Here is a 12307-nt window from a genome sequence, read left to right as displayed (position 1 = left end):
AGGACTTTCTCGTCCTTCGGTGTGGCGCTATGGATAGCGTTCACAGCACCGATGGCTTTCGCTGTGCCCAATCGCGTGGATTTGATCCAACTGCCGCCACCTGCCAGTGCGCCTCTGAGCACCTACAGCGGCGACACATTGAGCCTGAATTTCCAGAACATCGAGCTGCGCGCCGTGTTGCAGCAAATTGCCGACGTGGCCGGCTTGAACCTGGTGGCCAGCGATGAGGTGCAGGGCTCAATCACGTTGAGGCTCAAGGACGTGCCGTGGGATCAGGCGCTGGACCTGGTGTTGCAAAGCAAGGGTTTGGATAAGCGAGTGAAGGCGGGTGTGTTACTGGTGGCGCCTGCCGAAGAGCTCGCCGCCCGCGAACTGCTGGTATTGGAGTCGCGCAAGCAGATCGCCGAGCTGGCGCCTTTGCGTCGCGAGTTGTTGCAGGTCAACTACGCCAAGGCGGCCGACCTGGCCAAGTTGTTCCAGTCGGTGAGCGGCCTGGAGGGCGCCACGGATGAACGAGGCTCGGTGGCTGTTGATGATCGCACCAACAACATCATTGCCTATCAGACTGGCGAGCGGCTCGACGAGCTGCGGCGCATCGTGGCGCAGTTGGATGTGCCGGTGCGCCAGGTGATGATCGAGGCGCGAATCGTCGAGGCCAATGTCGATTACGACAAAAGCCTGGGCGTGCGCTGGGGCGGGCGGCTGAACCGAGGCAATTGGAACGCGGGGGGCATCGACAAGCCGTTGGCCGAAGGCGCAGAGTTGCCGGAAAGCCCGCCCAGTTCGCCGTTTGTCGATTTAGGCTCGCTGACGGGGACTTCAGGCCTTGGCCTCGCCTTTATCACCGACAACCTGTTGCTGGACCTTGAGCTGACCGCCATGGAAAAAACCGGTAATGGCGAAATCGTCTCGCAGCCCAAGGTGGTGACGTCCGACAAGGAAACCGCGCGAATCCTCAAGGGCACCGAAATTCCCTACCAGGAGTCCAGTTCCAGCGGCGCCACCTCGGTGTCCTTCAAGGAGGCCTCGCTGTCGCTGGAGGTGACCCCGCAAATCACCCCCGACGACCGCGTGATCATGGAGGTCAAGGTCACCAAGGACGAGCCCGACTACCTGAACAAACTCAACGATGTGCCGCCGATCAAGAAAAACGAGGTCAACGCCAAGGTGCTGGTCAAAGATGGCGAGACCATCGTCATCGGCGGGGTTTTCTCCAATACCCAAAGCAAAGTGGTAGATAAGGTGCCATTTTTGGGCGATGTGCCGTATCTTGGCCGCCTTTTCCGGCGCGATGTGCTGGCGGAGAAAAAATCCGAGCTGCTGGTATTCCTGACTCCGCGTATTATGAATAACCAGGCGATTGCTGTGAGTCGTTGATTCTGTGCGAAATTTGATTCTTGTAGGACCGATGGGGGCTGGAAAAAGCACCATCGGCCGTTTGCTGGCCAAAGAGCTGCGCCTGCCGTTCAAAGATTCCGACAAGGAAATTGAATTGCGCACGGGTGCCAATATCCCTTGGATCTTCGATAAGGAAGGCGAGCTGGGCTTTCGCGACCGCGAGCAGGCGATGATTGCCGAGCTGTGCGGCTGCGACGGCGTGGTATTGGCTACCGGCGGTGGTGCGGTGATGCGCGATGAAAACCGTCGTGCGCTGCATGCCGGTGGTCGGGTGGTCTATCTGCATGCGTCGGTCGAGCAGCAGGTGGGCCGCACCGCCCGCGATCGCAATCGCCCGTTGCTGCGCACAGCTGACCCGGCAAAAACCTTGCGGGACCTGCTGACGCTGCGCGACCCGCTTTATCGGGAGATCGCCGATCTGGTGGTGGAAACCGATGAGCGGCCGCCTCGAATGGTCGTCCTCGACATTCTGGAGCGCTTGCAGCAGTTGCCACCCCGTTAAAGCCAGGCCCGAAATGCGCTATTCTCGGCGGCGCGCCATGGTCCTTCGGAGTGTGGCGTAGAGCCATCAGGCGACGTCAGAACCGAGCGTTGCCGATCGTAAATATATCTTCACGCGGGGACACATGCAGACACTTAAGGTCGATCTAGGCGAGCGCAGCTACCCAATCCATATTGGCGAAGGTTTGTTGGACAGGCCCGAGTTGCTGGCGCCGCATATCGCGGGGCGGCAAGTGGCGATCATTTCCAACGAAACGGTCGCGCCCCTGTACCTTGAGCGTCTGAGTCGCAGCCTGGCGGCGTACTCGGTGATCTCGGTGATCCTGCCCGATGGCGAAGCCCACAAGAACTGGGAAACCCTGCAACTGATTTTTGATGGCCTGCTGACGGCACGGCATGACCGCCGCACCACCGTGATCGCCCTGGGCGGCGGGGTGATCGGCGACATGGCCGGCTTCGCGGCCGCCTGCTACCAGCGCGGTGTGGACTTTATCCAGGTACCCACGACGCTGTTGTCCCAGGTCGATTCGTCGGTGGGTGGCAAGACCGGTATCAACCACCCGCTGGGCAAGAACATGGTCGGTGCGTTCTACCAGCCCAATGCCGTGCTGATCGACACCGCCACCCTCAACACCTTGCCGCCCCGCGAGCTGTCGGCGGGCCTGGCGGAAGTCATCAAGTACGGGCTGATCTGCGACGAGCCGTTCCTGGCCTGGCTGGAGGAGCACGTCGACGCCCTGCGCAACCTGGACCAGGTTGCACTCACCGAAGCTATTTCCCGCTCCTGTGCCGCCAAGGCGCTGGTGGTAAATGCCGATGAGCGCGAGTCCGGCGTGCGGGCCACCTTGAACCTGGGCCACACCTTCGGCCATGCGATCGAAACGCACATGGGCTATGGTGTGTGGTTGCATGGGGAGGCCGTGGCGGCTGGCACGGTGATGGCATTGGACATGTCGCAGCGTCTGGGATGGATCACCGCCCAGGAGCGCGATCGCGGCATTCGCCTGTTCCAGCGTGCCGGGTTGCCGGTCATCCCGCCGGAGGAAATGACCGAGGCGGATTTCCTCGAACATATGGCAATAGACAAGAAAGTGATCGACGGTCGACTGCGACTGGTGCTGCTGCGCCGCATGGGTGAAGCGGTGGTGACCGACGATTATCCGAAAGAGATTTTACAGGCCACGCTGGGAGCGGATTACCGCGCCCTGGCCCAGCTTAAAGGTTAATAAGATCCCGATGACTAGTTTGCATGCCGACGAGGCGTTCCTCGGCCATTACCAGTTAAGCCACGACCCTTTTGCTCCGCGGGTGCCGGGCTTCAAATTTTTCCCGGCCCAGCGCAAGCCTGTGCTCGGCCAGTTGCACCACCTGGCGCGTTACAGCCAGCTGCTGCTGGTCGTGACCGGCCCGTTGGGCAGCGGCAAAACCCTGCTGCGCCAGGCGCTGGTGGCCAGCACCAACAAGCAGTCGGTACAGAGCGTGGTGGTGTCGGCCCGTGGTGCCGGTGATGCGGCGGGTGTGCTGCGCCAAGTGGCCCAGGCCCTGGACGTGGCCACTGCCGAGCCGAACGCGATCCTCAAGCAGGTGGTACAGCTGGGCCTGACCGGCCAGGAAGTCTACTTGCTGGTCGACGACGCCGAGCAGCTCGACGAATCTGCCCTGGAAGCGCTGCTGGCGCTGGCGGCGGGCACGCCGGAAGGCCGTCCGCATGTATTCCTGTTCGGTGAGTCGTCGTTGATCGCCGATCTGGAGCAGATCAGCGGTGATCAAGAGCTATTTCACGTCATCGAGCTGCAACCGTACGAAGAGGAAGAAACCCGCGAATACCTGGCTCAGCGCCTGGAAGGTGCGGGGGCGGGCATCGAACTTTTCTCCGCCCAGCAGATCTCTGATATTCACGAAAGCTCCGACGGCTGGCCTGGCACCATCAACCAGGTTGCCCGCGATGCAATGATCGAAGCCATGATTGCCAGCCGCTCTGCGGTGAAGCGTCCAAAGATGGGGTTCACTATGCCTAAGAAGCACGTATTGGCTATTTCCGCGGTTGTCGTGGTTGCCGTAGCCGCCGCCTGGTTGATCCCGGGCCGCAGCAAGGCACCGACGACTGCCGGCGCGCCAACCGAACAGGCGCAGTTGCCATTGGGCAAACCCACGCCAAATGTCGAATTCGCCAATTCCGGCCAACCGACCAACCTGCCGATGGTCGGCCAGCCGGTCATGCGCGGTCCGTTGGCTGAAGAGGCCGGTGGCATCTCCGAAGGCGACGACGGCGTGCCGGTGGAAGGTTCCAGCGCAACGCCGCCAACCGTGACCACCACTGCACCGCCTGCGGGCGTGCCAGCGGGCCAGCCGGCGGCAGTTGCCAAGCCGACCCCTGCACCGACCGTTGCCACCGCCAAGCCTGCGCCTGTGACCAAGCCGGTCGCGCCTGCGCCAGCCGCCAAGCCAGCTCCAGCAGCCAAGCCTGCCGAGAAACCGGCCGCCACCGTTGCCAAGGCCGGTGCTGCGGGTAGCGGTTGGTATGGCAGTCAGCCTTCCGGCAACTTCGTGGTGCAGATCCTCGGCACCAGCTCCGAAGCCAACGCCCAGGCGTTTGTGAAAGAGCAGGGCGGCGAGTACCGTTATTTCAAGAAAGTGCTCAACGGCAAGCCTCTCTATGTGATCACCTATGGCAGTTTCGCCAGCCGTGCAGCGGCTGATTCTGCCATCAAGGCCTTGCCAGCGAAGGTTCAGGCTGGTAAACCTTGGCCTCGCACTGTTGCCAGCGTTCAACAAGAACTCGCAACAACTCGCTGACGATCCGGCGGCCTTACCCAGGCCGCCCTCCCGGCACCTCAAAAAAACCGCAAGTGCGTGCTGTCTCTAGAGACCGCGCGCTTTGTGGTGTCTGCGTCACAGTGGCTTTTGAGTCGTAGCGGTCAGAATTAAAAAAGTTTTGACTAGCACAGCATATCGCTTTAAACCTTTCATAAATGCGACATAGATTTGCGACATTTCGTCGCTAAATTTGTGAGCGTTCGTGTCGGTGTGTACAATGACCTCCCTTTTGCCCCCGCTAAGCCGGCGTACGTTCGGCGTGGAAGGTAACCGGTTGAATTGAAAAGAAATTTGCCTCGTTATAAGAGGCAGCCTGGTGAGAAAGTGTCTATGAAAGCAGGTCTGTACCAACCCGATGAATTCAAGGATAACTGCGGTTTCGGCCTGATAGCCCATATGCAGGGCGAACCCAGTCATACCCTTTTGCAAACGGCCATCGAGGCCCTGACCTGCATGACCCACCGCGGTGGGATCAACGCCGACGGCAAGACCGGTGACGGTTGTGGCTTGCTCATTCAAAAGCCCGACCTGTTCCTGCGCGCTGTCGCAAAAGAGCAATTTGCAGTCGACCTGCCCAAGCAGTACGCCGTGGGCATGGTGTTCTTCAACCAGGACCCGGTCAAAGCCGAGGCCGCTCGCGAGAACATGAACCGCGAGATCCTCGCTGCCGGCCTGCAACTCGTCGGCTGGCGCAAAGTGCCTATCGACACCAGCGTACTCGGCCGCCTGGCCCTGGAACGCCTGCCGCAGATCGAGCAAGTGTTCATCGCGGGCGAAGGCCTGAGCGACCAGGACATGGCGATCAAGCTGTTCACGTCCCGTCGTCGCTCGTCCGTGGCCAACGCCGCCGACACCGACCACTACATCTGCAGCTTTTCCCACAAGACCATCATTTATAAAGGCCTGATGATGCCGGCGGACCTCACCGCCTTCTATCCAGACCTGAGCGATGAGCGCCTGCAAACCGCAATCTGCGTGTTCCACCAGCGCTTCTCCACCAACACCCTGCCGAAATGGCCGCTGGCCCAGCCGTTCCGCTTCCTCGCCCACAACGGCGAGATCAACACCATCACCGGCAACCGCAACTGGGCCGTGGCCCGTCGCACCAAGTTCGCCAACGACCTGATGGACCTGGAAGAACTCGGCCCGCTGGTCAACCGCGTGGGTTCCGACTCCTCCAGCATGGACAACATGCTCGAGTTGATGGTCACCGGCGGCATCGACCTGTTCCGTGGCGTGCGCATGATTATTCCGCCAGCGTGGCAGAACGTCGAAACCATGGACCCGGACCTGCGTGCGTTCTACGAGTACAACTCGATGCACATGGAACCGTGGGACGGCCCGGCCGGCGTCGTAATGACCGACGGTCGCTACGCGGTGTGCCTGCTCGACCGTAACGGTCTGCGCCCGGCGCGCTGGGTCACCACCACCAACGGGTTCATCACCCTGGCGTCGGAAATCGGCGTGTGGGACTACAAGCCAGAAGACGTGATCGCCAAAGGCCGTGTAGGCCCTGGCCAGATCCTGGCCGTGGACACCGAAACCGGGCAGATCCTCGACACCGACGCCATCGACAACCGCTTGAAGTCGCGTCACCCGTACAAGCAATGGCTGCGTAAGAACGCCCTGCGCATCCAGGCGACCATGGAAGACAACGACCACGGTTCGGCTTTCTACGACGTCGACCAGCTCAAGCAGTACATGAAGATGTATCAGGTCACGTTCGAAGAGCGCGACCAGGTGCTGCGTCCGCTCGGCGAGCAAGGCTACGAGGCCGTCGGCTCCATGGGCGATGACACGCCGATGGCCGTGCTGTCCCAGCGCGTGCGCACGCCGTACGACTACTTCCGCCAGCAGTTCGCCCAGGTGACCAACCCACCGATCGACCCGCTGCGCGAAGCCATCGTGATGTCCCTGGAAGTGTGCCTCGGTGCCGAGCGCAACATCTTCCAGGAATCGCCTGAGCACGCCTCCCGCGTAATCCTCAGCTCGCCGGTGATTTCGCCGGCCAAGTGGCGCTCGTTGATGACCCTGGATCGCCCGGGCTTCGACCGCCAGATCATCGACCTGAACTACGACGAGAGCCTCGGCCTTGAAGCCGCCGTGCGCAACGTCGCCGACCAGGCCGAAGAAGCCGTGCGCGCCGGTCGTACCCAGATCGTGCTGACCGACCGTCACATTGCCCCAGGCAAGCTGCCGATCCACGCCTCGCTGGCCACCGGCGCGGTGCACCATCGCCTGACCGAGAAAGGCCTGCGCTGCGATTCCAACATCCTCGTCGAAACCGCCACCGCGCGTGACCCGCACCACTTTGCGGTGTTGATCGGCTTCGGCGCCTCGGCGGTGTACCCGTTCCTGGCCTACGAAGTGCTGGGCGACCTGATCCGTACCGGTGAAGTACTGGGCGACCTCTACGAGGTGTTCAAGAACTACCGTAAAGGCATCACCAAGGGCTTGCTGAAGATCCTGTCGAAGATGGGTATCTCCACCGTCACGTCCTACCGTGGCGCGCAATTGTTCGAAGCCATCGGCCTGTCCGAAGAGGTGTGCGAACTGAGCTTCCGTGGCGTGCCAAGCCGCATCAAGGGCGCGCGTTTCGTCGACATCGAAGCCGAGCAGAAAGCCCTGGCAGCTGAAGCCTGGAGCGCGCGCAAGCCGATCCAGCAAGGCGGCCTACTGAAGTTCGTGCACGGTGGCGAATACCACGCGTACAACCCGGACGTGGTCAACACCCTGCAAGCCGCCGTGCAGCAGGGCGACTACGCCAAGTTCAAGGAATACACCTCGCTGGTGGATAACCGCCCGGTGTCGATGATCCGTGACCTGTTCAAGGTGAAGACCCTGGACACGGCGATGGACATCAACGAAGTCGAGCCGCTGGAATCGATCCTCAAGCGCTTTGACTCCGCCGGTATCTCCCTGGGCGCCTTGTCGCCCGAGGCTCACGAAGCCCTGGCCGAAGCCATGAACCGCCTGGGTGCGCGTTCCAACTCCGGCGAAGGCGGTGAAGACCCGGCGCGCTACGGCACCATCAAGAGCTCGAAAATCAAGCAGGTCGCGACCGGCCGCTTTGGTGTGACCCCGGAATACCTGGTCAACGCCGAAGTGCTGCAGATCAAGGTGGCCCAAGGCGCCAAACCGGGTGAAGGTGGCCAGCTGCCGGGCGGCAAGGTCAACGGTCTGATCGCCAAGCTGCGTTACGCAGTGCCGGGCGTGACCCTGATCTCGCCCCCACCGCACCACGACATCTACTCGATTGAAGACTTGTCGCAGCTGATTTTCGACCTGAAACAAGTCAACCCGCAGGCCCTGGTCTCGGTGAAACTGGTAGCAGAAGCCGGCGTCGGTACCATCGCCGCTGGTGTGGCCAAGGCCTATGCCGACCTGATCACCATCTCCGGCTACGACGGCGGTACCGGTGCTTCGCCGCTGACCTCCATCAAGTACGCCGGCGCACCGTGGGAACTCGGCCTGGCCGAAACCCACCAGACCCTGCGCGGCAACGACCTGCGCGGCAAGGTGCGTGTACAGACCGACGGCGGCCTGAAAACCGGCCTCGACGTGATCAAGGCTGCGATCCTCGGCGCCGAAAGCTTCGGCTTCGGTACTGCGCCAATGATCGCCCTGGGGTGCAAATACCTGCGTATCTGCCACCTGAACAACTGCGCCACTGGCGTCGCCACTCAGAACGAGAAGCTGCGCAAGGATCACTACATCGGCACCGTCGACATGGTGGTGAATTTCTTCACCTACGTCGCCGAAGAGACCCGTGAGTGGCTGGCCAAGCTGGGCGTGCGTTCCCTCGAAGAGCTGATCGGCCGTACCGATCTGCTGGAAATCCTCGAAGGCCAGACCGCCAAGCAGCACCACCTGGACCTCACGCCGTTGCTCGGCAGCGATCACGTCCCGGCCGACAAGCCGCAGTTCTGTGGTGTGGACCGTAACCCGCCGTTCGACAAAGGCCTGCTGGCCGAGAAGATGGTGGACATCGCCGGTCGCGCAATCAGCGAAGCCAGCGGTGGCGAATTCGAACTGGATATCTGTAACTGCGACCGTTCCATCGGCGCACGCATCTCCGGCGAAATCGCACGCAAGCACGGCAACCAGGGCATGGCCAAGGCGCCGATCACCTTCCGCTTCAAGGGCACTGCAGGCCAGAGCTTTGGCGTGTGGAACGCCGGTGGTCTGCACATGTACTTGGAAGGCGACGCCAACGACTACGTGGGCAAGGGCATGACCGGCGGCAAGCTGGTGATCGTTCCGCCTAAAGGCAGCGTCTACAAGACCCAGGACAGTGCCATCATCGGCAACACCTGCTTGTACGGCGCCACCGGTGGCAAGCTGTTCGCGGCCGGTACTGCCGGTGAGCGTTTCGCCGTGCGTAACTCCGGTGCTCACACCGTGGTGGAAGGCACTGGCGATCACTGCTGCGAGTACATGACCGGGGGCTTTGTCGCGGTACTGGGCAAGACCGGTTACAACTTCGGTTCGGGCATGACCGGCGGTTTCGCCTACGTGCTCGACCAGGACAACACCTTCGTCGACAAGGTCAACCACGAGTTGGTCGAGATCCAGCGGATCAGCGGCGAAGCCATGGAGTCCTACCGGAACCACTTGCAGCACGTGCTGGACGAGTACGTCGAGGAAACCGGCAGCGAATGGGGCCGCAACCTCGCCGAAAACCTCGATGATTACCTGCGTCGTTTCTGGCTGGTCAAGCCCAAGGCTGCCAACTTGAAATCGTTGCTTTCCAGCATCCGTGCCAACCCGCAGTGATATGCGCCTGAAGAGTTTGATGAGGTTTTAACATGGCTGAACGTCTGAATAACGACTTCCAGTTCATCGATGTCGGGCGCAAAGATCCGAAGAAGAAACTGTTGCGTCAACGCAAGAAAGAGTTCGTGGAAATCTACGAGCCCTTCAAACCCCAGCACTCGGCCGACCAGGCTCACCGCTGCCTGGGGTGCGGTAACCCGTATTGCGAATGGAAGTGCCCGGTGCACAACTTCATTCCCAACTGGCTCAAGCTGGTGGCCGAGGGCAACATCCTCGCCGCCGCCGAGCTGTCGCATCAGACCAACACCCTGCCGGAAGTCTGCGGCCGGGTGTGCCCGCAAGACCGTCTGTGTGAAGGTGCCTGCACCCTCAATGACGGCTTCGGCGCGGTGACCATCGGTTCGGTGGAGAAGTACATCACCGACACCGCGTTCGCCATGGGCTGGCGCCCGGACATGTCCAAGGTCAAGCCGACCGGCAAGCGCGTTGCCATCATCGGTGCCGGCCCTGCTGGCCTGGGCTGTGCCGACGTCTTGGTACGTGGCGGCGTGACTCCGGTGGTGTTCGACAAGAACCCGGAAATCGGCGGCCTGCTGACCTTCGGTATCCCCGAGTTCAAGCTGGAAAAAACCGTCCTGAGCAACCGTCGTGAAGTGTTTACCGGCATGGGCATCGAGTTCCGCCTGAACACCGAGGTCGGCAAAGACGTGACCATGGAGCAACTGCTCGAAGAATACGATGCCGTGTTCATGGGCATGGGCACCTACACCTACATGAAGGGCGGCTTTGCCGGTGAGGATCTGCCAGGCGTCTACGACGCGCTGGACTTCCTGATCGCCAACGTGAATCGCAACCTGGGTTTCGAAAAGTCGCCGGAAGACTTCGTCGACATGAAGGGCAAGAAGGTCGTGGTGCTGGGCGGTGGTGACACCGCGATGGACTGCAACCGCACTTCGATCCGCCAGGGCGCCAAGTCGGTGACCTGTGCGTACCGTCGTGACGAAGCCAACATGCCGGGTTCGCGCAAAGAGGTGAAGAACGCCAAGGAAGAAGGCGTGAAGTTCCTCTACAACCGCCAGCCGATTGCGATCGTGGGTGAAGACCGCGTCGAAGGCGTGAAGGTGGTCGAGACCCGTCTCGGCGAGCCGGACGCCCGTGGCCGCCGCAGCCCCGAGCCGATCCCGGGTTCCGAAGAGATCATCCCGGCCGACGCCGTGGTCATCGCTTTCGGTTTCCGCCCAAGCCCGGCGCCGTGGTTCGAGCAGTTCCAGATCCAGACCGACAGCCAGGGCCGCGTCGTGGCCCCGGAGCAAGGCCAGTACAAGCACCAGACCAGCAACCCGAAGATCTTCGCGGGTGGCGACATGGTGCGCGGTTCTGACCTGGTGGTCACCGCGATCTTCGAAGGCCGCAATGCCGCCGAAGGGATCCTGGATTACCTGCAGGTCTGACACCGATCCCAACTTGAAATGGGATCAAAATGTGGGAGCGGGCTTGCCTGCGATGCAGGCAACTCGGTCTATCAGTTAGACCTAGGTGATGCCATCGCAGGCAAGCCAGCTCCCAGACAAACCCCATTCCACATTGGGGTTTGCGACGCCAGTCATTGCGACAAATTGACCCGATAGACAAAAGGCACGGCTCACTCCGTGCCTTTTGCGTCTGGCTCTGAGAAAATGCCCGCACTTTTTTTGCGGATGCCGACATGACTGCCCTCAAGAACGACCGTTTCCTTCGTGCCCTGCTCAAGCAACCCGTGGACGTCACCCCTGTGTGGATGATGCGCCAGGCCGGTCGCTACCTGCCGGAATACCGCGCCAGCCGCGCCAACGCCGGTGATTTCATGAGCCTGTGCATGAACCCGGAGTTCGCCTGCGAAGTCACGATGCAGCCGCTGGACCGCTACCCACAACTGGACGCGGCCATCCTCTTTTCCGACATCCTCACCATCCCTGACGCCATGGGCCAAGGCCTGTACTTCGAAACCGGCGAAGGCCCGCGTTTCAAGAAAGTCGTGAGCACCCTGGCCGACATCGAAGCCCTGCCGATCCCGGATCCGCACAAAGACCTCGGTTACGTGATGGACGCCGTCAGCACCATCCGCCGCGAACTCAACGGCCGCGTGCCGCTGATCGGTTTCTCCGGCAGCCCGTGGACCCTGGCCACCTACATGGTCGAAGGCGGCTCGTCGAAAGACTTCCGCAAGACCAAAGCCATGCTCTACGACAACCCGCAAGCCATGCACCTGCTGCTGGACAAGCTGGCGCAGTCGGTCACCTCCTACCTCAACGGCCAGATCATGGCCGGCGCGCAAGCGGTGCAGATCTTCGATACGTGGGGCGGCAACCTGTCGGCGGCGGCGTACCAGGAGTTTTCCCTGGCCTACATGCGCAAGATCGTCAGCGGCCTGATCCGCGAACACGAAGGCCGTAAAGTGCCGGTCATCCTGTTCACCAAGAACGGCGGCCTGTGGCTGGAAAGCATCGCCGACGCCGGTGCCGATGCACTGGGGCTGGACTGGACGTGTGATTTGGGCGAAGCCCGCCAGCGCGTGGGCAACCGCGTCGCGCTGCAAGGCAATATGGACCCGACCGTGCTCTACGCCAAGCCGGAAGCGATCCGCACCGAAGTCGGCCGCATCCTGGCCAGCTACGGCAAGGGCACCGGGCACGTGTTCAACCTGGGCCACGGCATCACGCCGGAAGTGAACCCGGAACATGCGGGCGCGTTCCTGCGTGCGGTGCATGAGCTGTCGGCGCAGTATCACGAATAAAAAAAGCCCGGTTTGATACCGGGCTTTTTCATGCCTGAACAC

Annotated in this window: 6 protein-coding genes and 1 pseudogene; all 7 read left to right on the top strand. The window is 61.6% G+C overall.

Going from position 1 to position 12307, the window contains the following annotated elements; genetic code table 11:
* Positions 1-123: 123 nt before the first annotated feature.
* A pseudogene (locus tag ACVWVP_RS07605) lies at positions 124-1377 on the top strand (type IV pilus secretin PilQ); the annotation flags it as partial.
* Between the two features lie 4 nt (positions 1378-1381).
* Positions 1382-1900 carry a shikimate kinase AroK gene (gene aroK, locus ACVWVP_RS07600; protein WP_017138567.1) on the top strand — a complete coding sequence of 173 codons (519 nt, stop codon included), beginning with the start codon at positions 1382-1384 and terminating at the stop codon, positions 1898-1900.
* A gap of 124 nt (positions 1901-2024) precedes the next feature.
* Entirely contained in the window at positions 2025-3125 is a 1101-nt protein-coding gene (gene aroB / locus ACVWVP_RS07595; protein WP_178918596.1) for a 3-dehydroquinate synthase, read from the top strand.
* Positions 3126-3135: 10 nt separating this feature from the next.
* Complete coding sequence (locus ACVWVP_RS07590; protein WP_178918597.1) at positions 3136-4695, top strand: SPOR domain-containing protein; 1560 nt, start codon at positions 3136-3138, stop codon at positions 4693-4695.
* 351 nt (positions 4696-5046) lie between these two features.
* Positions 5047-9492 (top strand): glutamate synthase large subunit, encoded by a 4446-nt coding sequence (gene gltB, locus ACVWVP_RS07585; protein ID WP_178918598.1) that lies wholly within the window; start codon positions 5047-5049, stop codon positions 9490-9492.
* A 32-nt stretch (positions 9493-9524) separates the two neighbouring features.
* The gene (locus ACVWVP_RS07580; protein ID WP_060755199.1) at positions 9525-10943 is read left to right on the top strand and encodes an FAD-dependent oxidoreductase; all 1419 of its coding nucleotides are present in this window, start codon (positions 9525-9527) and stop codon (positions 10941-10943) included.
* A gap of 254 nt (positions 10944-11197) precedes the next feature.
* The gene (gene hemE / locus ACVWVP_RS07575) at positions 11198-12265 is read left to right on the top strand and encodes a uroporphyrinogen decarboxylase (protein WP_176997225.1); all 1068 of its coding nucleotides are present in this window, start codon (positions 11198-11200) and stop codon (positions 12263-12265) included.
* Positions 12266-12307: the final 42 nt, after the last annotated feature.

Source organism: Pseudomonas sp. TE24901, assembly GCF_054058375.1.
Note: the sequence above shows the minus strand (reverse complement) of the source record. Positions and strands in the feature narration are given on the sequence as shown.

Excerpts from the sequence above, each read along its gene's own strand:
- aroB (WP_178918596.1), top strand. The coding sequence starts at position 2,025 with ATGCAGACACTTAAGGTCGATCTAGGCGAGCGCAGCTACCCAATCCAT.
- ACVWVP_RS07590 (WP_178918597.1), top strand. The coding sequence starts at position 3,136 with ATGACTAGTTTGCATGCCGACGAGGCGTTCCTCGGCCATTACCAGTTA.
- gltB (WP_178918598.1), top strand. The coding sequence starts at position 5,047 with ATGAAAGCAGGTCTGTACCAACCCGATGAATTCAAGGATAACTGCGGT.
- ACVWVP_RS07580 (WP_060755199.1), top strand. The coding sequence starts at position 9,525 with ATGGCTGAACGTCTGAATAACGACTTCCAGTTCATCGATGTCGGGCGC.
- hemE (WP_176997225.1), top strand. The coding sequence starts at position 11,198 with ATGACTGCCCTCAAGAACGACCGTTTCCTTCGTGCCCTGCTCAAGCAA.